Raw genomic sequence first — 23,615 nt, 5'->3', positions numbered from 1 at the left:
CATGGAACACGGCGGCAAGACGGTTTTTGGGGCCGCGGTTGGCATCCTGATGCTGGAAACGCGCTTTCCCCGTATCCATGGCGATATGGGCAATGCAATGACCTGGGACTTTCCGGTGCATTACAAGGTAGTGCGCGGCGCCAATCCCGAAAACGTGGTGCGTGGCAATCCCAGGGAACTGGTGGAGCTTTTTGTGGATGCAGGCCGCGATCTGGTCGCCATGGGCGCCGACGGCATCACCACCAACTGCGGCTTTCTGGCGCTGATCCAGGACGAGGTGAAACAGGCGCTGGGGGTGCCGGTGGCGACGTCCTCGTTGATGCAGGTTCCGATGGTGCAGACCCTTCTGCCGGCAGGCAAGCGCTGCGGTATCCTGACGATTTCCAAGGCGACGTTGACCCCGGCGCACCTTGTTGCCGCAGGCGTGCCGCTGGACACGCCCATTGCCGGAACCGACGGCGGCCGGGCCTTTACCCGCGACATCCTGAGCGACGCGCCGGAAATCGACTTTGCTGCCTGCCGCCTGGACATGATCGACGCGGCCCGGGCAATGGTGGCCGATATCCCGGACCTCGGCGCCATTGTGCTGGAATGCACCAATATGGTGCCTTATGCCCGCGACGTGCGCAAAGCCACCGGGTTGCCGGTGTTCTCTATCCACTCCTTTGTGAACTGGTTCCAGGCCGGCCTGCTGCCCAAGCGCTTCCCGCTGGAATTGGACGACCCGCGCTGGTGACCTGTCACCGGCGCGAGCGCCCGCCGACACTGTGACGGCGGGCGCTGCCCGGCTGATGCCGGGCGGGACGCTGCTGCACTGCACCGGTCAGCTCAGCACCAGAAGCCAGAACCATACGGTCAGGATGCTCGCCCCCGTGGCGATCAGCACCGAGGAGGCCGCCACCCGTCTTGCCCGCCCGTACATATTGGCAAAGATGTAACCGTTGAACCCGGTCGCCATCGCCGCGTTCAAAACGCCCGAACGGAACAGATCCTGCGGCAACGCCAGCGCTGAGCCCAGCACCCAGACAATCGCCGGATGGATCATCAGCGATGTGAAGCAGACAAACAGGATTGCGCGCAGATCACCCTCCGGGCGGTACTTCACCAGCACACCGCCAAGCGCAAACAGCGCGCAGGGCAGGGCGGCCCGGATGATCAGCGACAGTGCCTCATCCACCACCAGCGGAATGTTGAGCCCGGAAAGATTCACCGCAAACCCCAGGGCAATTCCCAGGATCAGCACATTGCGGAACATTGCATTCAGCACCGCCGAGACGGTTTTAACCCCGCCCGCGCCGCGGTTGCGCACGATCTCCATCACGGTGATGCCGACGCCGTAACAGAACGGCGAATGGAAGGCGATAATTGCGTAGTTTCCGGTCAGGTTCTCCGGTCCAAAGGCGCGTTCGGTGATCGGCAGGCCCAACAGCACCGAGTTGGAAAACAGGCAGCAAAAGCCAATGGCGATGCAGTCCTCCCACTCCCGCTTGAACAGCACACGCGCGCCGAACACGCCGATCAGAAAACAGGTGAAAGCGCCGGTGTAAAAGCTCGCCAGCAGCCGCGGGTCAAAGCTGGAGGATAGATCCAGCTCCGCCATCGCCTTGAACAACAGGCAGGGAATGGCAAAGCCTTGAGCAAATTTCATCACGCCTTCGATATGCGCCTGGGTCAGCACGTCCCTGGCGGTCGCCGCGTAGCCTGCGCCGACAACCAGGAAGACCGGCAGGATGACGTCAATCAGGCTTTGAAACATCAGCCTGCCCCTTGCAGGCAAGGGATGCTGCCGTTCAGGGGGCAGCGTCTGGCTTCTGACCGCAGATGCCTCCGGCGGGAGTATTTGTGCAAAGATGAAGTCTGCGGTCTGCCCAACGGGCCTGGGCGCGCGGCGACAGACCTCGGCATTGCGCTATAGCTCAACCCGGATCACCATGCCGTCATAGGCTGGCGTGATATGGTCCGGGGTTTCACCCTCGACCTTGGCGTAATCCATGTCGATATGCATGTTGGTGATAATGCCGCGTTTGGGCGCCATCTTTTCAAACCATTCCAGCGCTTCGGTGTAGCTGAAATGGGTCGGGTGCGGGGTGCGCCGAAGCCCGTCCAGGATCCAAATATCCAGCCCCTCCAGCTCCGGCAGGGCGGCGTCCGGAATTCTGGACACATCCGGCAGATAGGCCAGTCCGCCGATCCGGAACCCCAGCGCGTCGATCGAGCCATGGCTGACCTCGAAAGGGCGGAATGTGATCCCGCCTCCGGAGCCCTCTATTGTGAACGGCCCGCCAATGGTCTTCAGGTCCAGGATCGGCGGATAGGGCGATCCGTCCGGCTGCGCAAACGCATAACCGAACCGGTTCAGAAGGTCGTTCTGAGTGGCGCCATCGGCATAGACAGGGATGCGCTGGCGCATGTTGAAATAGACCATGCGCAGGTCGTCTATGCCGTGCAGGTGGTCGGCGTGAGAATGGGTATAGACAACGGCGTCCAAGCGGCTGACCTCAGCATCCAGCAGCTGGTTGCGCATGTCCGGGGTGGTGTCGATCAGCACGGATGTCGTGCCGCCCTCATCAACACGCTCCACCAGCATCGAACATCGCTGGCGCCGGTTCTTGGGGTTCTTGGGGTCGCAGTCGCCCCAATGGCCGCCAATCCGCGGCACCCCGCCCGAGGATCCCGAGCCGAGGATGGTGAACCGCATCTCAGCCATCAGGCGGCGGCCTCATACTGGGCAGCCTTCCAGAACAGCCGGTCGAAATTCGCCTGGGTTTGCGCCGCAAAATCCGCGTAGTCCATGCCGAACACCTCCGCGCCGGCCTTGGCAGTAAAGGCGGTATAAGCAGGCTGGTTGCGTTTGCCGCGGTAGGGCGGCGGTGCCAGATAGGGGGCGTCGGTCTCGACCAGAATGCGTTCCACCGGGGCGGCGGCAAAGATATCGCGCAGCTCCTGGCTTTTGGGAAAGGCGGCGATGCCGGACATCGACAGGTAAAACCCCAGATCCAGCGCGGCACGCGCCAGCTCTGCCGAGGAGGAGAAGCAGTGCATCACGCAAGTATAGGTGCCGTTCTTCATCTCCTCGCCCAGGATACGCGCCATGTCGTCATCGGCGGCGCGGGCATGGATGATCAGCGGCAGGCCGGTTTCGCGGGCGGCGGCAATATGAATGCGCAAACTTTCCTGCTGCACGTCCTTGCTGTCGGCGGTGTAGTGGTAATCAAGGCCCGTTTCACCGATGCCGACAAATTTCGGATGTTTCGCCAGGGCCACCAGCTCCTCAACCGGGACCATCGGCTCATCCGCCGCACTCATCGGGTGGGTGCCCGCGGCATAAAACACCGGCGCATGCGCCTCGGCAATCGCGCGCACAGACGGCTCATTTTTCATCTTGGTGCAGATCGTCACCATCCGGGTGACGCCGGCCTCAGCCGCGCTGGCAATCACCTCATCCAGCCGCCCCTCGAAATCGGGGAAGTCCAGGTGGCAATGGCTGTCCGTAATCTGGGGAGTCGTCTGGGTCATCTATCCTCTGCCGCCGTAAGTGCCGCGGGGCCTTCCCGGCCTCAGCGCGACGCGGTTTCCTGCATCTTGAAAACCGTATCTAGGACAAGCGCGGCAGGGTCAAGGTTCACCGCCTGCCCGTGGCGGGCGCGGGCAGTCACTTCTGCTGCGAGGTCAGCCCAGGCGCGCGCCTTGCGCGGGTCAGGCGACAGCCGCGACAGCATCGCCGCCTCCTGCGGTGCCGCTTCTGGCGCTGGCGGCGCGCCGGTTGCGCCCGTGCGTGCGAGCCGGGCCAGCGCCATCTCGGTCAGCGACAACAGCAGTTCAAAACGCTCGGATGCACCGCGCTGGGCGGCGGCCTCGGCCAGGGCCATGGCGCGCTGGCGGTCCAGCCGCGGCATCGTTGCAAGGATCTGCACCAGTTCGGCATAGATCCTGAGCCCGCCGAGATTGATCAGCCGCAGTGCCGCGCCCACGGAGCCTCCCGCCAAAGCGGCGAGGTGTTCCATGTTCCCAGGCAGTTCCACCCCGGATTGCGCCAATGCCGCCTCCATGTCCGGTGCAGACAGCGGACCCAGCCGCAGGGTGCGGCAGCGCGACCGGATCGTCGGCAACAGACGCGAAGGCTGGTGCGAAATCAGCAGAATCGTGGTGCGGGCCGGCGGTTCTTCCAGCATTTTCAGCAGCGCGTTGGCCGCACTCACGTTCATGTCGTCGGCAGCATCCACAATCACCACCCTTCGCCCGCCGTCAGTGGCCGACAGGCCGAAGAAGCGATTGAGCTTTCGGATGTCATCCACCACGATCTGGCTGCGCAGCTTGCCCTTGTCGTCGTAAGAGCGGGTGATCGGCGCCAGCCCCGGCTCCGCCAGCGCCTGAATGCGGTGCGAGACCGGGTGTTCGGGATCAATGTCCAGGTTCCGGGGTGGGGGCGGGGCACCGAACAGGCCTTCCTCCGCCGGGGGGGTGGCCAGCAGGAAACGGGTTATCCGCCAGGCCAGCGTGGCCTTGCCCACGCCTTGCGGGCCGGTCAGCAGCCAGCCGTGGTGCAACCTGTCGGAGTTATAGGCGGTCAGGAAATCCTGTTCTGCCGCATCCTGGCCGATCAGCCGCTGGGTTTCACGCGGATGCGGGACGCCCTCGGCCTGGTCTGCGCGCGGCAGATCGTCGTCCGTTCTCATGAGCCGGGTCCTTCCAGGGCCTCATCCGCCAGCCGGCGCACATCCGCGGCGACCTCTTCCAGCGGGCGGGCGCCATCGACCACCCGGAAGCGGTCCGCAAACTCCTGCGCCAGCGCCAGGAAGCCTGCGCGCATCTTTTCCTGCAGCCCGATGCCGAAGTCCTCGAAGCGTTCTTCCTTGCCCTGCCGCCCCTTGGCACGTGCAAGCCCTGTGGCCGGGTCCATGTCGATCAGCAGGGTCAGGTCCGGCTCGCGCCCGATCATCAGTTTGTGCATCTGGTCCACTGCGGGGCGCAGATCGCCGCGGGACACCCCCTGATACATCCGGGTGCTGTCGGCAAAACGGTCGCAGATCACTACCTTGCCCGCCGTCAGGGCAGGCTCAATGGTGCGTTCCAGATGGTCGCGCCGGGCGGCCATGAACAGCAGCAGCTCGGTCTCTGCCGACCAGCGGTCGGGGTCGCCTTCCAGCACCAGACGGCGGATTTCCTCAGCTCCGGGGGAGCCGCCCGGCTCGCGCGTCAGCACCACATCACGGCCTGCGTCCTGCAGGGCCTCCGCCAGCAGGCGGCATTGTGTTGATTTCCCGGACCCGTCGATGCCTTCGAAGGTAATGAACAGGCCGCGCCCTGCGCCAGCCGTCACAGCGCCCCCTCGGGACCGGTCAGAAACTGCTTGATCAGCACCAGCGCCGCGGTCTTCACACGGACCACAAAACCGCCGGCGGGCACGTCAGCCTCGGCCACCAATGGGAGCCGGACCTCCGGCAGCTCCTCGGGCTGCAGCACCAGTTCCGCCAGGCGCTGGCCCTTCGCGACCGGGGCCTCGATCGGGCCGTTATAGACAACTTCGCCTTGAATGGTCTTGGCTGACAGCGACGGCAGCAGGATCTCCAGATCCTTGGCCGGCACCAACCCTACCGATTGCTCGGCCCCGCGCCAAATTTCGGCTTCGGCGATGGCGACGCCCTCCTGGGCGACGGTTTTCTTGGTAAATTGGCGAAACGACCAGTTAACGAGGGCTTCCGCCTCCTCTGCGCGCCCGCGCTCGCTGTCGAGACCAGAGACCACAAAGATCACCCGCCGGTCGCCCTGCTGGGCAGAGCCGACCAGGCCATAGCCCGCTTCTTCGGTATGGCCTGTCTTCAAACCATCCGCGCCGATGCCCAGCTTCAGCAGCGGATTGCGGTTGCGGATGTTGGACGGCGCACGTCCATCGAATTCGAACTTGGTTTCGGCAAACAGCGGATAATATTCCGGGAAGTCTTCAATCATCCGCTCGGCCAGAATTGCCAAATCATGCACCGACATCCGGTGCCCGGCAGCAGGCCAGCCGTTGGAATTGGCAAAGGTCGAGGCGGTCATGCCCAGATCCTGGCCGCGCTTGGTCATGTAGCGGGCAAAACCGGCCTCGGTTCCGTCCGGGCTCAGCGCCTCGGCGATCACCACGCAGGCGTCATTGCCGGACAGTACGATGATGCCGCGCAACAAGTCCTCAACCCGCACCCGGTCCTGGGTGTCCAGGAACATGGTGGAGCCTTTGTAGCTCATCGCGTGCTCGCTGACCGGCAGCGTCTCGTCCAGCGTCAGCCGCCCGTCGCGCAAAGCTTCAAACGCCACATAAAGCGTCATCAGCTTGGACATCGAGGCAGGCGGCAGCGGCACATCGGCGTTCTTTGAAAGCAGCACCGTATCGGTGCCTGCGTCCAGTACATAGGCCGCCTTTGCCTTGGTATCAAAGGCGGCGGCCGGCAGCGCCTGCAGGCTGACCGCCAGGCCCGCCGCCAAAGCCAGCTGCAGCGAAGAGATCAGAGTGCGCCCCAGGCGCGTGGCGCCGGGATTAATTGGTGACTGCATAGGCATCCGCAAATCCGGTTTCCTTTACGCTTTTCAACAGCTGGCTGCGTTCAGACTTGTTCTGCGCCGGGCCAACCAGCACCCGCCAGAACGCTTTGCCGCTAGAGGCTTGCTCGCGCACCACCGGCACCATGCCGGCGCTGCGCATCATGTTGGCCGTCCGTTTGGCATTGGCTTCAACACTGAAGATTCCGATCTGGATGTAGGGTTTGCCCAGGGCGGATTTCTGCGCTTTGGCCGCCGGTGCGGCAGCAGGCTCTGCCTGTGCAGGCGCTGTTTGCGCCGGCACGGGCGGAGCAGCCGGGGCGGAAGCTTCAATCGCAGCGGCGGCGCCGGCAATCGGATCCAGTGGCGTTTCCGAGATTTCCTGCCCGGCCGCTGAGGCCAGCACTTCGGCAGCATCTGCCCCGGGCAGCTCAGCTGTCTGATCCTCAGCCGGGCTTTCATTGCTGACTTCTTCACGCCGCAGGGCGGTGACGTTCAGCTCAGCCGGGGCGCCTGCCAGCATTCCCAGCGCTGCCGCGGCGTCGGAGGACACCTGCAGCCGCGGACCCGGGATTTCCCGCTCGCGCCGGAACAGGGCGCCGATCACAAACTGGCCATTGGCATTGTTACGGATGATCACCCGCTCCGGGTCCTTGGTGTCGGGATGCGCCACCCAGACTCCGCCGATCGACGGGCGCCCGTCCCAAAGCCCCGCTTCGGTCACTTGGAACACTTCGGGGGCTTCCACGTCGCGCTCGACCAGCCTGGTGCTGCTGGAGGCCTGAACCTCCCCTTCGGCTTTGGCTTTGGGTTGCAAAAAGGCCAGTTTCGGCCCGTCTTCACAGCCTGCCATCAGCAGCAGGCCCAAGACCGCCGCGGCAATCCGCGGGGCCGTCTTTGCTGTCGACATGGTGTCTTTCATGCTCTCATCCTTGCCTGTGCCCGCGGCGCTTTTGCGCCCTCGCCGGAATGCCCGGTCTTCTTGATTTGGCGGCATGATAGCCTGCGCATACGGCCATGAAAACCCTGACGGGCCGCGGCACAAAGGAAACCCGCAAGGGCGGCATGAATCCGCGCGGCGGGCGGAGGTCCGGGCTTTTCCCTTGCACTGCAGATTTCCCCTTGCCTCACCCGGTTTTGCGTCCTAAACCGCTGATCGGACCGGGGAGGTGGCAGAGTGGTCGAATGCGGCGGTCTTGAAAACCGTTGAACGTGAGAGCGTTCCCAGGGTTCGAATCCCTGTCTCCCCGCCACAAAATCAACTAGTTAGCTGCCACCTTGATCGACCGCCCCGAAGGGGTGATTTTGGGTTTCCCCAAAAAATTCCCCACGTTCATGATCTGTTTTTGTTCCGTTCCCGAAGGTCTTGAGCCTCTTTTGCCAGGCGCTTTTGACACGCGCCTTTCGAATATTTCTGGACCATGGACAGGCTCTTGTGGCCGGTGATCGCCGCGATCTGCTGATCGGTGCAGGCGATGGAGCAGGCGGCGTGAGGAGGGTTGATTGCTATTTCTCCTTGGAGCTTCCGCCGTCTTTCGTTGGCTTCTGTGGCTGTCTGGCTCCCCAGCCATTATTTATCAGCTTGCCGCCGAATGAACTGTTATTGCGTCGTTGCATTAGGTGTTTTTCCTTTCTTGGCTTCGAGAGCCTTGTGTTTGAGGATTTCGACTTCATTGAAGGTTGGGTAGTTCTTGCCTTCAAAGCCAATGAAGTTCCGGAGCAAGTGGTGCCACAACGGCACCTTGAGCCTCTGGTCTTGCTCTTAAAAGCCCGTGGCATCTATAGCGTCATTGTGTGCTTTGGCATCGACGGCCCGCATCACGGGCGGCTCATGAGCCATGATTGTGGTGAGCTGCGAATTCGCCTCTGCGACGTCGCTCTCGGTCGGATCGGTAATTCTCTGAAAATTGGCCAGCGCTTGGTAGTAGTCGTGCTGAAGCATTTGGTGAGTGCGTGCCCGCCCACTGAAATCAAACGTCAGCTGAAGTGCGCCGATCAAGGCGGTGACGCCCCCAGGTGCGGCTGGAAGCGTACCGCGACATTGTGGACGTGGCGACCATCTGTTTTGGCGATACCCATGGTGTGCAGATTGGCGATAAGGCGACCATGGCGGAATGCGTGGATCGTCTCGAAGAGGACGTTCAAACGCTCTATGCGGAAATCTCAGGCTGCATGACGAACAAGCGCATTCCTGTCGGCGTGCAGGCATCCATGCTCGAGCTGGCCTTCAATGTCGGATCCGGTTCGGTGTGCCGGTCAAAGATGATGCGAAAGGCCAATGCGGGCGACTATGTGTCGGCCTGCAATGAACTGCTGCGATGGGTCATGGCCGGGGGAGACCCCGCAAGTCTATTCCATGCACCGGCGGGTTGATTGCACTGCATCATCAGCAACAACTGAGCCAGCGCACCCTGGCAACGGAACAACTCCAGACCTGCTGCGCTGCGGAAATACAGGCGGGGTTCAAAGCGCTGTTTCGCCTCTGACAGCGGCAGTTACCGCCGTCGCAGCAGGTAGATATCCATGATCCAGCCATGTTCGGCCCGTGCCTTGGCGCGGGTTTCAATGATCTGGCCGGCAACCTCCGCCAGCGGGCCTGCCACGGAAATCTGGTTTTCCATGCCCGCGTAAGCGGTCCAGAAGATCTCTGCCTCTTGCGCATCAATGGACTGGAACGAACATTCCCCGTCCAGCATGATCACCAACGTATCAGCGCTGTCCGGCCAGCCGTTTTCGCGCAATTGCCGCCCGGTGGTGATGGTGAAGGGGGCGCCGATCTCGTTCACGGGAATCGCGTGCGCCGCGGTCAGTGCCTGGATCGAGGTGATGCCGGGGATCACTGTCAGTTTGATGTCCGCCAGCGTCTTCAGCCGCTCAGCAATCCGCATGGTGCTGTCATAAAGCGATGGATCGCCCCAGACCAGAAAGCCCGCCTTGCCGCCTTCGCGCAGGTTCGCGGTGATGTTTTGCCACCAGATTTCCGCGATGGCGTCATGCCAGTCATCCACCCGCCGGTGGTAGCTTTTGGTGGCCTCGTCGCGCATCGGCAGGGCGAATTCGACGATCTTCGGCCCGCCGCCCTCGATGGCCCGGGTGCAGATCTCCCGCCTGAGCCCCGCCAGATCATCCTTGCCCGCGCCCTTGTTGGGGATCAGGATCAGGTCTTGCGCATTCAATGCGTCGATCGCCTGCAGCGTCATGTGCTGCGGGTTGCCGGTGCCGATGCCGATCAGGGAAAGCTCAATCATCACGGGGCCTCTAGCATGAAAACATGACCCCCTATGGGGCCGCGCGCTGTTGTCTGCAAGCCTGCAGTTGCGGTCAGGAGCCTTCGCTGTCGGCCGGGGCGGTCACCTTGGCTTCGACCGGCACGCCGTCGATCATCAGCGGGCTGTGGCTGTTGGTGTTCAGCGAAACTTTCACCTCGGCGCCTGCGGGCAGAGATGCAATATGCATCCAGCCGGCGTACAGGCGGGCGAGTTTTTCGCCATTGATATAGACATGCGCATGGCCTTCGCCGTCTGCATCCGCGGCAGAGGCGTTCTGGGGCGCAAAGCGGAAGTTCTGCGGTGTGACCTGCAGGTTCCAGCCGGCCATCGGGTCCTTATGCAGCTGGACCGCAACACCGGGCGCATCCGGGCCCGCCGCCAGGCTGACGGCCTGGGAATGGTCATGGGCTGCCATTTCGGCATTGCTGCCGCCATGATGCGCAGGATCGCCATGATCATGACCGTCAAAGGTGATGCCATTGCCGGCAGCCGTCACAAAACCGGCGCCGCCGCCGAACACCAGGCCGATAGCAAAAAGAGCGAGAGAGCGGGACATTTTGTCATCCTCGAAAAAAAGAATGCCCCGCCGGTTCCGGGCCGGCGGGGAGCAAGAGGGGCGGGATCAGGCAGCGGCGTCCGCGCGCTTGCCTTCAGCCTGCCAGAAGTAGCCGGCAAAGCTGCCCAGCAATGCCCAGGCGGCCATGCCGATGCCAAAGGCACGAGCGGCAAACAGGGCGCCGATCTCGGTCGGAACCGGACCTGAGAACGTCTCCGGCTCAGGTGCGCCGACAACATGCGGCGCCATCAGCAGCAGGGCTGCAACCAGATAGCTCACCAGATTGCCGCCAAAGGCGATCAGCCACATCGCGACACCAGCTGCCGCCACGGTGATGGTCCACCAGATCTGGCGCACGCCGACGTCGGCAGCTGCCACCCCGGGCACTTCCGGCGCCAGCGACATGCCGGGCGCAAAGTGGAAGGCGATGAAGCCAGCCAGGCCCCACATCAGGCCGTTGCGTGCGGTCACCTCATGCCCCTGGCGCTCGGCCATCGACATCAGCGCCACCAGCACCAGCGCATAGCCGGTGTAGGTCAGCATGGTGAAGACAATGCTGAGACCATCGCGCACAGCATCAAAGCCGGGCAGTTCGGGATGCGCTGAAACAGCGTCAGCGCCGAAATGCACCAGCTCACCGGATTCATAGAGCTCGGCGTGCAGCAGCACAGGCTGCACGAAATAAAGCTGCAGCAGGGCGGTAATCAACCCTGCTGCAGCACCAGCGAACAAGCCGCTGATCAGAATACGACTGAACATGGTCTCAGTGGCAGGGGAAGCCGGTTGCGTGGCGCACATCGTGAGCGGCGTCATGCAAAGCGGATGCCTGAACATGGCCGGTCAGGGTGATGATCCCCAGGCCCAGAACCACGGCAAACAGTGCCGGGATGAAGGTCGTGCCGGCGGCAGATGCCTTGAGCGTTTTGGTCGTCATTTCTAGTCCTCCTCGCCGTCACACCCGACGGCAGATTGTTGCGTCCTTACACGGCCGGTCTCCTGACTCGCGGGTCGCAGCTGCCTTCCTCCTTCCCGGCTTGCGCCAGTGGATATTGGAAGGCCGCTCGCCGCTCACAGTCGCGGGGGCGGTTGAGGCTTCGGTGCCGCGATTTGGTCCACCGTCCTCATTCCCGTTTCAGTCCCAGTGCTTAGGCACTATCAGACACCGTGTCGGATTGTTCTGCCCCGCGGGGCGCCGCCGGGTCAAGAATGATTCCGCCAGTTTGCAGCCTTTCAGCGTCACGCAGCACAGCTATTCAGGCGGTTTCGGCCGGGATGCGGGCAATCGCCTTGAAACGCAAATTGCCCAGCGGACGGGCGTCGGCAAAATTGCCGTCGGCGCTTTCACCATACATCCGCAGGAAGGTCAGGATGTCCGGCAGGTCTTTTGCAGTGATCTCTCCGAACAGATAGGCGGTCTTGCCGCTCTGCCGCACAGCCAGCGTCTGCGGGCGTTTGCAGCCGGACATGCAGTCCACCTGCTGCAGCTTGACCTTCACCCCCGCCGCCTCCAGCACTGCGGCGGCCTGCCCGGGCAGGGCAGGGTCCGCGTCGCGGCAGGTACGGCACAGAGTGAGGATCGGCGCGTTCATCCCTCGGCCAGGTCCTGGTCGGCCAGCGGGCCATAGAGGATCAGCACCGGCGCAGTGGTTTCCATCGCCCGCAGCATGTCAGGCAGCTCGCCCACCTTGTGGCGGTGCAGCGATTGTTCGGGCGTGGAGACACCAAGCGCAACCAGCGCATCGGTTTCTGCCGGCAGGCCCGCTTCCATCAGCTTTTCCGCAAGCGCTGCAAAGGTGCGTTTGCCCATATAGACCACGGTGGTGGCCTCGGCGTCGGCCAGCGCCGCCATGTTCAGATCGTCCGGCAGGCCGCCGGTCACATCGTGGCCGGTGATGAATTGCAGCCGCCGCGCGGTCTTGCGCCGGGTGAGCGGGATGTTTGCCGCCGCTGCCGCAGCCGAGGCTGCGGTCACACCGGGCACGATCTCAAACGCGATGCCTGCTTCGCGCAGCGCGGCGATCTCTTCTTCCAGCCGTCCGAAAACGCCGGAATCCCCGGACTTAAGCCGCACCACATTGAGGCCGGAAGAGGCATAATCCACCAAAAGCCGGCTGACATGATCCTGCTTCGGCGAGGGGCGGCCTGCGCGTTTACCGACGCCGACCAGATCGGCGTCACTCCGGGCATGGCTCAGGATCGGCCCCGAGGACAGATCGTCAAACAGCACCGCATCCGCGGCTTCCAGCCGTTTGACCGCTTTGACGGTCAGCAGCTCCGGATCGCCGGGGCCGGAAGAGACAAAGCTGACAAACCCGCTCATGCCTGTTCTCCGGTGATCAGGTGGAAGAAGGTGCCGGTGACATGGCCCTTGACCGATCCGGTTTCCGGCACCGGGTTGCCGTCCGCGTCCATGACATTGGCCAGCGGCGCATCGGGTTCATCCAGAATGGTGGAATAGTGGAATTCATGGCCGCGCAGCGCAGTGCCAGCAGCAAAACCCGGCATGCCGGCCTGAAGCACGGCCCGGCGATAGCCAAGGTGGAATTTGCGCTTCTCGTATGAGGTCACAAGACCCAGAAGCCCGGCCATCTGATGCCGGTTGCCTTCCTTGTCGATCAGCGCCTCGCCCAGGGCCATGTAGCCGCCGCATTCACCATGCACCGGCTTGGTTTCGGCATGTTTGCGCAGCCCGGTGCGGAAGTTTTCTGCCGCCGCCAGCGTGCCGCCGTGCAGCTCAGGATAGCCGCCGGGAAGCCAGATCAGATCGGCGTCCGCCGCGGGCGCCTCATCCGCCAGTGGCGAGAATGGCAGGATCTCTGCCCCGGCTGCACGCCATCCGGTCAGCAGATGCGGATAGGTAAAGGAAAACGCCGCATCCCGCGCCAGCGCAATCCGCTGGGCTGGGGGCAGGGGCAGTGCCGCCGCCGCCGGGGCCGCCCCCGCCAGTGCCGCCGATTTGATCGCCTCCAGATCGACATTCTCACGCAGGAACGCCGCATAGCCTGCAATGGCCGCTTCCAGATCGGGATGCTCCACCGCTTGGATCAGTCCCAGATGCCGTTCCGGCAGCGCCAGATCACCGCGCCGGGGCAGGGAGCCAAGCACCGTGATACCGGCCTTTTCCATCCCCAGACGGGTCAGCCGTTCATGCCGCGGGCTTGCCACCCGGTTAAGGATCACTCCGGCAAAGGGCACATCGGTGTCATAGTTCTTGAACCCCAGCGCCGTGGCGGCAGCGGATTGCGCCTGGCCGCCGACATCTACCACCAGCACCACCGGCCAGCCCATGCGCTTGGCGGTCTCGGCTGAGGAGCCAAAACCCGACTGGCCCCGCGTCGCCACCCCGTCATACAGCCCCATCGAGCCCTCGCCGATACAGATTTCTGCACCTGCGGCCTGGCTGGTGACCGCATCCAGCAGGCCCGCGTCCATCGCCCAGGTGTCGAGGTTGAAGCTTGGCCGTTTGGCAGCCGCCAGATGGAACGCCGGGTCAATATAGTCCGGCCCGCTCTTGTAGGGCTGCACCACGAGGCCGTCTTCGGCCAGCGCGCGCAGCAGGCCCAGCATCACCGTGGTCTTGCCGGTGCCCGAGGAGGGCGCCGAGATCATCAGTCCGGGAGGGTTCATATCAGTCATCGCCATGGCTCCAGCTTGACCACGGGCTGTCCGCGCTTTGCGGTCGGTAGCGGCGGTCGTATTCGGTGGAATAGAGGCAGCTCTCGTCAAACCCTTCGCCCTTCAGCACCGGCCCCACCAGGATCAGCGCAGTACGGGAGATCTTTTCGTCCAAGGACCCTTTCAGTGTCTCCAGCGTCGCCCGGATGATCTGCTGATCCGGCCAGCTGGCGCGGTAGACCACGGCCACCGGGCAACCGGCACCGTAATGGGGCGTGAGGCTCTCCACCACATGATCCAGATTGCCGATCGAAAGGTGGATCGCCAGCGTGGTGCCGGTCTTGGCAAAGTTCTCCAGCGACTCGCCCGCAGGCATCGAGGACGCGCGCCCTGGCGTGCGCGTCAGCACTACCGACTGGCCAAGGCCGGGCAGGGTGAGTTCGGTTCCCAGTGCCGCAGCCGCTGCGGCAAAGGACGGCACACCAGGGGTGACTGACACGGGAATGCCCTCGGCTTTCAGGCGGCGGATCTGCTCACCCATCGCGGACCAAACCGACAGATCGCCAGAGTGCAGACGCGCCACATCCTGACCGGCCTCATGCGCGGCCTTGATCTCTGCCACGATGGCCTCCAGGTCCATCGCCGCGGTGTTCACGATCTTCGCGTCCGCGGGGCAGTGGCTCAGGATTTCCTCCGGCACTAGCGAGCCCGCATAAAGGCACACCGGGCAGGCGGCGAGGATGTCGCGCCCGCGCAGGGTCAAAAGGTCGGCAGCGCCCGGTCCGGCGCCAATGAAGTGAACGGTCATGGCTCAAGTCTTTCTGCTATGGCCGCGGTGGCAAGCCCATCCGCGGTGACAACTCTGGGGGCCAGGAGGCGCGCCCGCGCCTCCGGTGCCCCATGGCGCGCGCCCGCCAGCGCCGCGGCTTCCGCCAGCGACCCGGTGCCGAACCGCGCCTTGATCCGGGGTGAGCAGGTCAAGGTCTGCTCCCCGCTAATATCCCTCGCCTGCAGCGCAATCACCGGCAGGCCGATGCTTTGCGCAAACTCTTGCATGGCAGACGCCGCGGCCTTCTCCGCGACTGAGGCCAGCGCATCCACACGTTCCCCGGTCAGCGCCAGCGCTGCCTGCAAATCCGCCGCTGTGGCAGCACTGCGAAACCCGATCCCCGCCACTTTCATCGCGTGACGCTCCACTGAATGACAGGCCGCGCCCGCCGCCAGTCGCGCATCGACCCCAGCGGGCCCGCCTCGGCGATTTCAGCTTTCAACAACTGCCCGCCGCGCGCGGCATGGGCCTGCATCAGCAGCGTTTCCGTTTCCAGTGTGACACCATTGGCCACCAGCCGGGTGCCTTCCGGCAGAATTTCCCACAGGTGGTCCAGCAAAGCCTGCGACCCGCCGCCGCCAATGAACACGCAGTCGGGCAGGGGCTGGCCGTCCAGCACATCCGGTGCCTTGCCCAGAACCGCCGTCATCCGGTGGTCCAGCCCAAACGCCGCCGTATTGGCGCGGATGTTCGCCAGACGGTTGTCGCGCGGCTCAAAAGTAATCGCCCGCGCGCCAGGCGCCGCCAAACACCACTCCACCGAGACCGATCCGGAACCGCCGCCGATGTCCCACAGCAGTTCACCCGCGCGCGGCGCCAGCGCTGACAGCGTCAGCGCCCGGACGGGGCGTTTGGTGATTTGCCCATCGCTGGCAAAGAGGTCATCCGCCAGCCCCGCCGCCTGCGGCAGCCCGGGCCGCATGGCCTCGATGGCCATAAGGACCGGAGCCCCCCCCGGCGGCACATCCCACTCCCCGGCAGTGGTACGGAACATCCGTTCCTTGGGGCCGCCAAGCCGCTCCATCACGCAGAGCCGGGCATCGGGCTGACCATGCGCAACCAGCCACTCCGCCAGTTCCCCAGGCGCCGCCCCGTCCCGCAGGGTGCAGATCACCCGCCCCCCCCGGCCCAAGAGCGGCAGCAGCCGCGCGTAAGGCGCCGCGTGCAGTCCAAGGCACAGCACCTCTTCCAGCTTCCAGCCCAGCCGGTTTGCCGCCAGCGCAAAACACGATGGCGCCGGGTGCGACACCCATTCACCCGCCTCCAGATCCCGCATCAGCGAGCCACCAGCGCCATGCCAGAACGGATCGCCCGAGGCCAGCACGGCAACGCGCCGTCCGCGTGCAGCCAGCACGGGTTCAGTGGAAAAGGGCACCGGCCAGGGCTGCCCTTTGCTTCCCGCGCCAGCCAGCTCCAGATGCCGTGGGCCGCCGATAATCACTTCGGCTTCCGCCAGCGCCTTCCGGCTTGCATCGCCCAAGCCTTCCAGTCCATTTTCGCCCAGACCGATTATCGTAAGCCATGGATCAGACATGACACGCATCCTTCTTCTGGGCGGCACCACCGAGGCCTCGGCGCTCGCCAAAACCCTGGCTGAGGCAGGCGCGGATGCGGTGTTCTCCTACGCCGGCCGCACGGCCAAGCCGGTCAGCCAACCGCTGCCCACCCGTGTTGGCGGCTTTGGCGGCGTGGACGGGCTTGCAGCCTATCTGAAAGCCGAAGCCATCACCCATGCCGTCGATGCAACCCACCCGTTCGCAGCGCAAATGAGCACCAATGCGGTACAAGCCTGCAAAACGGCGGGCGTGAACCTCTGCGCCTTTGAACGCCCGGCCTGGCAGGCGGGCAAGGGCGACACTTGGGTTCACGTCGGGACTATTGATGAAGCCGTCAATGCTCTGCCCGAGGCCGCGGCGCGGGTGTTTCTGGCGATCGGTAAACAGAACCTCACCCAATTCGCAGCCAAACCCCAGCATCACTACCTGCTGCGGCTGGTCGATGAACCGGAGGCGCCTTTGCCGCTGCCGCACACCACGGTCGAGATCGCCCGCGGCCCGTTTGATGCGGCGGGCGACACCGCGCTGATGCAGCGCCATGGCATCACCCATGTGGTTGCCAAAAACGCGGGCGGCGCGGGCGCCGCAGCCAAACTCACTGCCGCTCGCGGCCTTGGCCTGCCGGTCATCATGATCGGCAGACCCGAGGTGCCCGCCAAAGCAGGGCAGCGCCCCATCCTGGGCAGCGTGGCAGAGGTTATGGCCTGGCTGTCGCATCCCGCTGGCTAACCCCTAGGTCTCGGCCGCATAGCGGGGGGTATAGACGTAATTGCCAATGCGCCGCGTGTCGCGGTTGCCGACGATCACCACGGTGCGCATGTCGGCCATCTCAGGTGTTGCGTCCTTCAGCGGCACGGTCAGCAGCTCCTGTCCCGGCTTGGTCACGTCGCGCGCAAAGCTAATCAGCGTATCCTGTCCGCAGGCTTCGCGCAGGATCTCCAGCGCGCGGGCAAACTGATGCGGCCGCGACTTGGAGCGCGGGTTGTAGAACGCCATTGCCAGACCGGCCTCACCCACCAGCTGCAGGCGCTTTTCAATGAGGCTCCAGGGTTTCAGGTTGTCGGAAAGGTTGATGGCCGCGAAATCATGCCCCAAAGGCGCGCCAATGGCCGCTGCCGCTGCCAGCATCGCGGTGATGCCGGGCAGCACCTTGATTTCCAGATCCAGCCAAGCGGGGTTGGCTTCGGCACAGTTTTCCAGCGCTTCGAACACGGCAGAGGCCATGGCAAAGACGCCCGGATCGCCGGAGGAAACCACAACAACGCGCTTACCCTCTGCGGCCATCTCCAGCGCATGGGTGGCGCGGTCGACCTCAACGCGGTTGTCGGTGGCATGCAGGGTCAGCCCCTCGCGCGGCTCAACGCGTTTCACATAAGGAATATAGCCAACAATATCAGTTGCCTCACTGATAACGTCGCGCACTTCCTGCGTCACCAGCGCCTCGTTGCCGGGGCCAAGGCCCGCAATCACCACCCAGCCGTTTTGCGATAGTTTCATGGCCGGCGCCCCTGTCCGTGAACCAGTACGATGGAGAAATAGGGCACCTCGCCGCGGATCTCCGAGAGCTTCTGCACGGTCTGCCCCGGCATGGTGCCGCGTTCGACCAGCCAGGCGTCACCCGCACGGCCCGCACGCTCCAGCGCGCGGCGCAGCTTGGGCAGATTGCGGCCGATCTTCATCACCACCAGCGCGTCCGTCTCGGCGGCGCGTTTGGCCAGTTCATCCTCGCTGAGGGTGGCCATCGCCACGGTCAGCACATCGTCCCCCCAGGTAATCGGCTGGCCGGAGGCGGTCCAGCAGCCGGACATGCCGGTGATGCCGGGCACGATCTCCTGCTCGGCGCGGCCCTGCAGCCGGGTGTAGAGATGCATGTAGGAGCCATAGAGGAACGGGTCGCCCTCGCACAGCACAACCACGTCTTCGTCCTGCGCAATCTCGGCCAGGGTATTGGCCCATTGGTCATAGAACTCCGCCAGCACCCGGTTGTACTCGGGGTCCGAGAAATGGATTTCGGTGGTGACCGGATATTCCATCGCGTGCTCGGTGACGCCCTCTGCCAGCATGCCTTCGACGATGGCGCGGGCCTGGCCTTGACGGCCGGCCTTGCGGAAATAGGCGATATGGCGCGCGCCGGAGATCATCCGGTGCGAGCGGACGCTCATCAGATCGGGATCCCCGGGGCCAAGCCCGGCGCAGATGACTTTGCCCATGATTACTCTTTCCAGCTCGCCAGCGCGTTGACGGCGGCGACGGTAATGGCGGAACCGCCCAGGCGGCCTTTGACGATCATCGAGGGCACCGGCAGGTCTTCCATCAGAGCCTCTTTTGATTCCATCGCGCCGACAAAGCCCACCGGGCAGCCGATGATGGCAGCAGGGCGGGGGCAGGACGGGTCCTGCAGCATGTTCAAAAGGTGGAACAGCGCGGTCGGGGCGTTGCCGATGGCGACCACGGCGCCGTCCAGTTTCGGGCGCCACAGTTCGAGGGCAGCGGCTGAGCGGGTGTTGGACATTTCCTTGGCCATCTCCGGCACCTTGGGGTCGCGCAGGGTGCAGATCACCTCGTTGTCCGCGGGCAGGCGCGGGCGGGTGATGCCTTCGGAAACCATATAGGCGTCACACAGGATCGGCGCGCCTTTGGCAAGGGCGGCGCGGGCGGATTCCGCCATCCCGTCGGAGAAGCGCACATGCTCTTCCAGCCCAACCATGCCGGCGGCGTGGATCATGCGCACGACGACGCTTTCCTCGTCCTTGTTGAAGCGGGCCAGATCGGCTTCGCGGCGGATGGTGGCAAAGCTCTCGGCATAGATCGCGGCGCCGTTGGTCTCATAGGTGTGGAGCATGTCAGCTGCCCTCTTTCAGAAGTTCGGGAGCGGCGCGCAAATCAGCGGCGCTCAGGCGGGTCTTTAGCGGCTGATCCGCGGCGGTGCCATTGCGGATCAAGGAGAATTCGTTTTCACCCGTTGCGGTCAGGGTGAGCGGCGCGGTTCCGGGGCAGGCGCAGCCCTTGGCGCAGCCGGAGATATGCAGCTTTGTCCCCGCGGGGACATGCGGGGATAAGTCCCGTGCCAGATCGCGGGTGGAGGAAAGCGCCTGCAGGCAGCCGGGTGCGCCGGTGCAGGCGACCACATGCAGGCGCGGATCCGTGGCATCGAGGATCAGGCCGGGCAAGGGCGGGAGGGTTTCGGCGCCTTCCACCAGCAGCGCGCGCCAGGGGGTGAGGCGGATGTCTCCGTAGTCCGCCAGTTGCGCAAGCGTTGCGGCAGGCATCTGCCCGAACTCCAAAGCGGCAAGTGTCCCTGCGGGGACAGCGCCCGGTTTTGCACGGAAGCTTGCCTTTGCCCGGGGTGCGGCATGTGCCGCCGGCGGCCCGCGGCGCGCGATGAGACGGTGCATCCTGCCACGGCCTTCGGGCGCGCCGCCTTGGGCAAGGAACCAGCGCGCCAGTGCGAGGGCCTCGGGAACCGCGGATTCACGTGTGACGGGTTTGCCGGTTTCCGACCCGTCGGCGCGCAGGATCAGGGTTCCGCCTGCGCGTTCGATGCGGATGTCGGCGGCGGTGTCCTGCAGAACCGGCGTCTCGCCGCAGTCGACGGCAAAACCGAACTTCCCGGGCAGGGTGAGGTCCGTTGCCGCCGTCAGCGCGGCGCTGAGCTCTGTGGCGATGGCGTGGGTGTCATCGCCCTCTGCCCAGAAGGGGGCGAGGAGGACATTGCGGCGGGCTTCGGCCTGCGCATCCGGGTCGATCAGGCCAAGGCCGCGCAGACCCGCGATCAGCTGTTTATGCGCGTCTTCGCGGATGCCGCGCATCTGCAGGTTGGCGCGGGCGGAGATGTCGAGGAGGCCGTTGCCGAACTCTTCAGAAAGTCTTGCCACACCGCGCGCCTGGGTTACGGAAAGTTTACCAAGCGGTGCGCGCACCCGCACCACCAGACCGTCGCCGGACATCATGGGACGCAGGGCGCCGGGGCACCAGCCGTAGACCTTGGGTTCAGCGGCGGCACTCATGCGGCCCCCTCCAGATCGGCCATGATCGAGTTGCGCCGCGTGCTCCAGAGGCCTGCATCGAACAGGGCGCGGAAGCGGTCGCGCATGGCTTGCAGGGCGGCGGGGTTGTCGCGTTCCATGAATGCCACCAGATCGTCGCGGCCCAGGGTGGCCTCGAAATAGAGATCGAACAGATGCGGCTGCACCACCTGCGCCAGATGCGCAAAGGCGGCCATGTGGTCGAGGGTGGCGGCGATCTCGGCGGCGCCGCGGAAACCGTGGTTCATCATCGAGGTGGCCCAGTCCGGGTTGGCGGCGCGGGCGCGGGTGACGCGGGCGATTTCCTCGCCCAAGCTGCGTGCCTGCGGCTTGTCCGGGCGGGTGGCGTCCATGTGGTAGAGCGCCGGTGCGGCCTGGCCTATGCGGGCCATGGCGGCGGCAAAGCCCGCTTCATGCGCGGCATAGTCCGAGGCGACCAGAAGGTCGGTTTCCGGCAGGTCCTGCAGGTGCACAAAGCTGTCGGCACCCTGCAGGCGGGTCTCCAGCGCCTCGCGGGCGTCGGTGATCGCGCCCTTGGCGTCGATGGCGTGCGAAGAGGCGTTGAGCCAGGCTTCGCCTGCGGCCTGGCGGACGTCGTCGGTGTAATCGTCCAGATGCGGGTTCATCGACAACCCGTACTGGCCGGGCTTGGGGCCGAAGACGCGTGGGGTTTCGGTGAGGTAGGGGTTGTCCGTTTGAGTTTCTTCGCGCTGGGCGAGGGCAGCAGCGGCACTTTCGAACATCTGGGCAAGGCCCGGGAAGACATCGCGGAACAGACCGGAGACCCGCAGGGTCACGTCGATGCGGGGGCGGTTCAGCATCGAAAGGGGGAGGACTTCGAAGCCGGAGACGCGCTCGGAGCCTTCGTCCCATTGCGGTGCCAGGCCTGCGAGATGCAAGGCCATCGCGAATTCTTCACCGGCGGTGCGCATGGTGGCGGAGCCCCAGAGGTCGATCACCAGCCCCTTGGGCCAGTCGCCGTGGTCCTGAAGGTGGCGGCGCAGCAGCTCTTCCGCCAGCTTGACCCCTTGGGCATGCGCCGCCCGCGACGGCACCGCCCGCGGGTCGGTGGTAAAGAGGTTGCGGCCCGTCGGGATCACATCGGCGCGGCCGCGGAAGGGCGAGCCGGAGGGGCCGGGGGGGACGATTTTGCCGTCCAGCGCGGCAATCAGCCCGGCGCGTTCCTCAGGCCCGCATTGGCCGGTGCCGAAGATGTGCAGCCCCTCGCCGTACTGGCTTTCCTTGATGTCGCAGACAAAGGCGTCAATCCGGGTGATCGCTTCAGCGGGCGAAGTGTTGGGCGTCAGGCCCAGGTCAGCCTCGACGCCGGTGCCTTGGGCTTCGGCGCGGATGTCACCGATCAGCCGGTCGCGGCGGGCGGGGTCGAGGCCGTCGGCGGTGGAGTATTCATCCAGCAGGCTTTCGAGCCGCGCCATGCCCTCGGGCAGGTTGGTCTGGGCCAAGGGGGGCGGCAGGTGGCCGAGGGTGACGGCGCCGATGCGGCGCTTGGCCTGGGCGGCCTCGCCCGGGTCGTTGACGATGAACGGGTAGGCGACGGGCAGCGGGCCGGTCAGCACCTCTGGCCAGCAGGCGCCGGACAGCGCCACCGCCTTGCCCGGAAGCCATTCCAGGGTGCCGTGGGCGCCGATGTGGATGAGCGCGTCGGTTTGGGCGCGCAGCCACAGGTAAAAGGCCACATAGGCATGGCGCGGCGTGCGGTCGAGGTCGTGGTAATCATCGACGCGGTTTTTCACCTCACCGCGTTCGGGCTGCAGCGCGATCAGGGCTTTGCCTGCGCGCAAGGCCTTGAAATGAAAGGCGCCATCGCGGCAATCTTGGTCATCTTCCGGGACGCCCCAGGCGGCGGTCAAGGTGTTCTGCAGGTCTTGCGGCAGGGTGGCGAGGGCGGATTTGTAATCAGAGAGGGGGACGCACAGCGTCTCTTCCATCAGCCGCAGGCCGGTGTTTTCCTGCGGCTCAACTGTATAGCCCTGGTCCCAGAGCGTGCGCAGGATCTCGTCGCAGGACGCCAGCGCGTCGAGGCCGACGGCATGGGCGAGGTTGTGGTCGCGGCCGGGGTAGGTGGAGAGGATCAGGGCGAGGCGCTTGTCCGCATTCGGCAGCTTGGCGAGGCGCAGCCAGCCCTCGACACGGTCGACGGCCGCCTTGATGCGGTCCGTATCGGCGCGGTGGGCAAAGCGGGAATATTGCAGGTCCGGGTCTTTTTTGCCCGGCGACTTGAAGCTGACGACGCCTGCGAAGATACGGCCGTCGACCTCCGGCAGCACCACATGCATGGCGAGGTCGGCAGGCGAGAGGCCGCGGTCGGCCTCGGCCCAGTCTTTGCGGCGGGCGGTGGAGAGGGCGACCTGGAACACCGGGCAGCCGGTGGCGGAAAGCGGCGAGGCGCTGCCGTCGGTGCCCTGCGCCGAAAACGCGGTGGCATTGATGATCGCAGCCGGGTTCAGTTCAGGGAGTTTTCTGCGCAGCCATTCTGCGGCGGCGGCGGCCTTGAGGCTGGCGGCAAAGATGCCGTAGGCGGCGTAGCCGCGGGCGCGGAGGTCTGTGATCAGCGCATCCACCGGCGCGGTATCGGCGGCAGTAAGGTAGGAGCGGTAGAAGCTGACCAGCACCAGCGGTTTGTCCTGCTGGGGCAGATCGGCGAGCACGCCCTTGGCGGGGTCGTAGAAGCCATGCTGCGGCATGGTCTTGAGGCCAAGCACCGGGCCTGCATAAAGGCCGGCGGCGAGCGAGAGCTGGGCGAGGGCGGCCTGGGCTGCGACGGCGCCGCCGGCGTCGCACAAGGCTTGGAGGCGGCGCAAGGTGGAGACGGGCAGGGTGGACAGCTCATCCAAGCGCGCATCTTCGCGGCCGTCTGCGGGCAGGATGGCCAGGGCAATGCCCTTGCGGCGGGCGAGGTCCTGCAGGGTGGCAAGGCCGTAGGACCAGTAGCTTTCGCCGCCTATGAGGCGGACGAGGACGCCCTTGGCACCCTCCAGTGTCTGTTCCGCGTAAACGTCGACCGAGAGCGGGTGCTTGAGCGCCACCAGATTGGCGACCCGGAGGCTGGGCAGCTTGCCCTCCGCCCGGTGCCAGCCTGCCGCAAAGGCACCGAGGTCGCTGTCGGAGAAGGACAGCACCACAAGGTCCGCAGGGGTTTGTCCCAGGTCCTGCGGGGTATCGGTCTCGTCAAGGCCGTGGCTTTCGCGGAAGACGACGTGCATGGGCTCAGGCTCCCTGCCTGGAAGG

Annotated in this window: 26 protein-coding genes, 1 tRNA gene and 1 riboswitch; of the genes, 4 read left to right on the top strand and 23 right to left on the bottom strand. The window is 65.0% G+C overall.

The window, feature by feature from the left end; all coding sequences use genetic code 11:
* The first annotated feature begins 1 nt into the window (after position 1).
* Complete coding sequence (locus A2I95_RS09840) at positions 2 to 736, top strand: aspartate/glutamate racemase family protein (RefSeq protein WP_291729591.1); 735 nt, start codon at positions 2 to 4, stop codon at positions 734 to 736.
* 87 nt (positions 737 to 823) lie between these two features.
* On the opposite strand, the gene A2I95_RS09835 is transcribed toward A2I95_RS09840, so the two are convergent.
* The 7 genes from A2I95_RS09835 to A2I95_RS09805 all read right to left on the bottom strand — a co-directional run bounded on the left by A2I95_RS09835 (position 824) and on the right by A2I95_RS09805 (position 7,438).
* Positions 824 to 1,756 (bottom strand): AEC family transporter, encoded by a 933-nt coding sequence (locus A2I95_RS09835; RefSeq protein WP_291729590.1) that lies wholly within the window; start codon positions 1,754 to 1,756, stop codon positions 824 to 826.
* 153 nt (positions 1,757 to 1,909) lie between these two features.
* On the bottom strand, positions 1,910 to 2,707 hold the full coding sequence (locus A2I95_RS09830) for an MBL fold metallo-hydrolase (protein ID WP_291729589.1): 798 nt from the start codon (positions 2,705 to 2,707) through the stop codon (positions 1,910 to 1,912).
* Positions 2,707 to 3,516: a TatD family hydrolase gene (locus tag A2I95_RS09825; RefSeq protein WP_291729588.1), complete on the bottom strand. Its 810-nt coding sequence runs from the start codon at positions 3,514 to 3,516 to the stop codon at positions 2,707 to 2,709. The genes A2I95_RS09830 and A2I95_RS09825 overlap by 1 nt, the downstream gene beginning before the upstream one ends.
* A gap of 41 nt (positions 3,517 to 3,557) precedes the next feature.
* Positions 3,558 to 4,676: a DNA polymerase III subunit delta' gene (locus A2I95_RS09820; protein WP_291729587.1), complete on the bottom strand. Its 1,119-nt coding sequence runs from the start codon at positions 4,674 to 4,676 to the stop codon at positions 3,558 to 3,560.
* Positions 4,673 to 5,320 (bottom strand): dTMP kinase, encoded by a 648-nt coding sequence (gene tmk / locus A2I95_RS09815; protein WP_291729586.1) that lies wholly within the window; start codon positions 5,318 to 5,320, stop codon positions 4,673 to 4,675. The genes A2I95_RS09820 and tmk overlap by 4 nt, the downstream gene beginning before the upstream one ends.
* Entirely contained in the window at positions 5,317 to 6,531 is a 1,215-nt protein-coding gene (locus A2I95_RS09810) for a D-alanyl-D-alanine carboxypeptidase family protein (protein WP_291729585.1), read from the bottom strand. Before A2I95_RS09810 ends, tmk begins: the two co-directional genes overlap by 4 nt.
* Entirely contained in the window at positions 6,515 to 7,438 is a 924-nt protein-coding gene (locus A2I95_RS09805) for an SPOR domain-containing protein (RefSeq protein ID WP_291729584.1), read from the bottom strand. Before A2I95_RS09805 ends, A2I95_RS09810 begins: the two co-directional genes overlap by 17 nt.
* Before the next feature lie 241 nt (positions 7,439 to 7,679).
* On the opposite strand from A2I95_RS09805, the gene A2I95_RS09800 reads away from it, so the two are divergent.
* Positions 7,680 to 7,769, top strand: a tRNA-Ser gene (locus A2I95_RS09800).
* Between the two features lie 509 nt (positions 7,770 to 8,278).
* On the opposite strand, the gene A2I95_RS09795 is transcribed toward A2I95_RS09800, so the two are convergent.
* Positions 8,279 to 8,515 (bottom strand): hypothetical protein, encoded by a 237-nt coding sequence (locus A2I95_RS09795; RefSeq protein ID WP_291729583.1) that lies wholly within the window; start codon positions 8,513 to 8,515, stop codon positions 8,279 to 8,281.
* Positions 8,516 to 8,532: 17 nt separating this feature from the next.
* On the opposite strand from A2I95_RS09795, the gene A2I95_RS09790 reads away from it, so the two are divergent.
* Entirely contained in the window at positions 8,533 to 8,889 is a 357-nt protein-coding gene (locus A2I95_RS09790) for a glycoside hydrolase family protein (protein WP_291729582.1), read from the top strand.
* 122 nt (positions 8,890 to 9,011) lie between these two features.
* On the opposite strand, the gene cobF is transcribed toward A2I95_RS09790, so the two are convergent.
* The 10 genes from cobF to cbiE all read right to left on the bottom strand — a co-directional run bounded on the left by cobF (position 9,012) and on the right by cbiE (position 16,319).
* Positions 9,012 to 9,764 carry a precorrin-6A synthase (deacetylating) gene (gene cobF, locus A2I95_RS09785; protein ID WP_291729581.1) on the bottom strand — a complete coding sequence of 251 codons (753 nt, stop codon included), beginning with the start codon at positions 9,762 to 9,764 and terminating at the stop codon, positions 9,012 to 9,014.
* A gap of 73 nt (positions 9,765 to 9,837) precedes the next feature.
* Positions 9,838 to 10,341 (bottom strand): hypothetical protein, encoded by a 504-nt coding sequence (locus A2I95_RS09780; protein WP_291729580.1) that lies wholly within the window; start codon positions 10,339 to 10,341, stop codon positions 9,838 to 9,840.
* A gap of 66 nt (positions 10,342 to 10,407) precedes the next feature.
* On the bottom strand, positions 10,408 to 11,100 hold the full coding sequence (locus A2I95_RS09775; protein ID WP_291729579.1) for a CbtA family protein: 693 nt from the start codon (positions 11,098 to 11,100) through the stop codon (positions 10,408 to 10,410).
* Between the two features lie 4 nt (positions 11,101 to 11,104).
* Positions 11,105 to 11,275, bottom strand: a complete 171-nt coding sequence (locus A2I95_RS09770; protein ID WP_291729578.1) for a CbtB domain-containing protein — start codon at positions 11,273 to 11,275, stop codon at positions 11,105 to 11,107.
* A gap of 34 nt (positions 11,276 to 11,309) precedes the next feature.
* A riboswitch (cobalamin riboswitch) is annotated at positions 11,310 to 11,523 on the bottom strand.
* 71 nt (positions 11,524 to 11,594) lie between these two features.
* On the bottom strand, positions 11,595 to 11,930 hold the full coding sequence (locus tag A2I95_RS09765) for a DUF1636 family protein (RefSeq protein WP_291729577.1): 336 nt from the start codon (positions 11,928 to 11,930) through the stop codon (positions 11,595 to 11,597).
* The gene (gene cobA, locus A2I95_RS09760) at positions 11,927 to 12,661 is read right to left on the bottom strand and encodes a uroporphyrinogen-III C-methyltransferase (protein ID WP_291729576.1); all 735 of its coding nucleotides are present in this window, start codon (positions 12,659 to 12,661) and stop codon (positions 11,927 to 11,929) included. Before cobA ends, A2I95_RS09765 begins: the two co-directional genes overlap by 4 nt.
* Positions 12,658 to 13,977, bottom strand: coding sequence for a cobyrinate a,c-diamide synthase (locus A2I95_RS09755; protein WP_291729575.1), 1,320 nt, complete (start codon positions 13,975 to 13,977; stop codon positions 12,658 to 12,660). The genes cobA and A2I95_RS09755 overlap by 4 nt, the downstream gene beginning before the upstream one ends.
* The gene (gene cobM / locus A2I95_RS09750) at positions 13,970 to 14,764 is read right to left on the bottom strand and encodes a precorrin-4 C(11)-methyltransferase (protein ID WP_291729574.1); all 795 of its coding nucleotides are present in this window, start codon (positions 14,762 to 14,764) and stop codon (positions 13,970 to 13,972) included. Before cobM ends, A2I95_RS09755 begins: the two co-directional genes overlap by 8 nt.
* Positions 14,761 to 15,138: a cobalamin biosynthesis protein gene (locus tag A2I95_RS09745; protein ID WP_291729573.1), complete on the bottom strand. Its 378-nt coding sequence runs from the start codon at positions 15,136 to 15,138 to the stop codon at positions 14,761 to 14,763. The genes cobM and A2I95_RS09745 overlap by 4 nt, the downstream gene beginning before the upstream one ends.
* Positions 15,135 to 16,319, bottom strand: a complete 1,185-nt coding sequence (cbiE, locus tag A2I95_RS09740) for a precorrin-6y C5,15-methyltransferase (decarboxylating) subunit CbiE (RefSeq protein WP_291729572.1) — start codon at positions 16,317 to 16,319, stop codon at positions 15,135 to 15,137. The genes A2I95_RS09745 and cbiE overlap by 4 nt, the downstream gene beginning before the upstream one ends.
* Between cbiE and A2I95_RS09735 the strand changes: the two genes are divergently transcribed.
* A complete protein-coding gene (locus A2I95_RS09735) occupies positions 16,318 to 17,070 on the top strand; it encodes a cobalt-precorrin-6A reductase (RefSeq protein WP_291729571.1) in 753 nt (250 codons plus the stop codon). The two genes, cbiE and A2I95_RS09735, sit on opposite strands and share 2 nt — an antisense overlap.
* A 3-nt stretch (positions 17,071 to 17,073) precedes the next feature.
* Here the strand turns inward: A2I95_RS09735 and cobJ are convergent, their stop codons facing one another.
* From cobJ to cobN, 5 genes are read right to left on the bottom strand one after another with little or no spacing between them, the layout of a single operon-like run.
* On the bottom strand, positions 17,074 to 17,838 hold the full coding sequence (gene cobJ / locus A2I95_RS09730) for a precorrin-3B C(17)-methyltransferase (RefSeq protein WP_291729570.1): 765 nt from the start codon (positions 17,836 to 17,838) through the stop codon (positions 17,074 to 17,076).
* Positions 17,835 to 18,551 carry a precorrin-2 C(20)-methyltransferase gene (locus A2I95_RS09725; RefSeq protein WP_291729569.1) on the bottom strand — a complete coding sequence of 239 codons (717 nt, stop codon included), beginning with the start codon at positions 18,549 to 18,551 and terminating at the stop codon, positions 17,835 to 17,837. The genes cobJ and A2I95_RS09725 overlap by 4 nt, the downstream gene beginning before the upstream one ends.
* Before the next feature lie 2 nt (positions 18,552 to 18,553).
* The gene (locus tag A2I95_RS09720; protein WP_291729568.1) at positions 18,554 to 19,183 is read right to left on the bottom strand and encodes a precorrin-8X methylmutase; all 630 of its coding nucleotides are present in this window, start codon (positions 19,181 to 19,183) and stop codon (positions 18,554 to 18,556) included.
* A 1-nt stretch (position 19,184) separates the two neighbouring features.
* Complete coding sequence (cobG, locus tag A2I95_RS09715) at positions 19,185 to 20,348, bottom strand: precorrin-3B synthase (RefSeq protein ID WP_291729567.1); 1,164 nt, start codon at positions 20,346 to 20,348, stop codon at positions 19,185 to 19,187.
* A complete protein-coding gene (gene cobN / locus A2I95_RS09710) occupies positions 20,345 to 23,590 on the bottom strand; it encodes a cobaltochelatase subunit CobN (protein ID WP_291729566.1) in 3,246 nt (1,081 codons plus the stop codon). Before cobN ends, cobG begins: the two co-directional genes overlap by 4 nt.
* Positions 23,591 to 23,615: the final 25 nt, after the last annotated feature.

It is taken from the genome of Leisingera sp. F5 (assembly GCF_001593695.1).
This window is presented reverse-complemented; position numbering and strand designations above follow the sequence as displayed.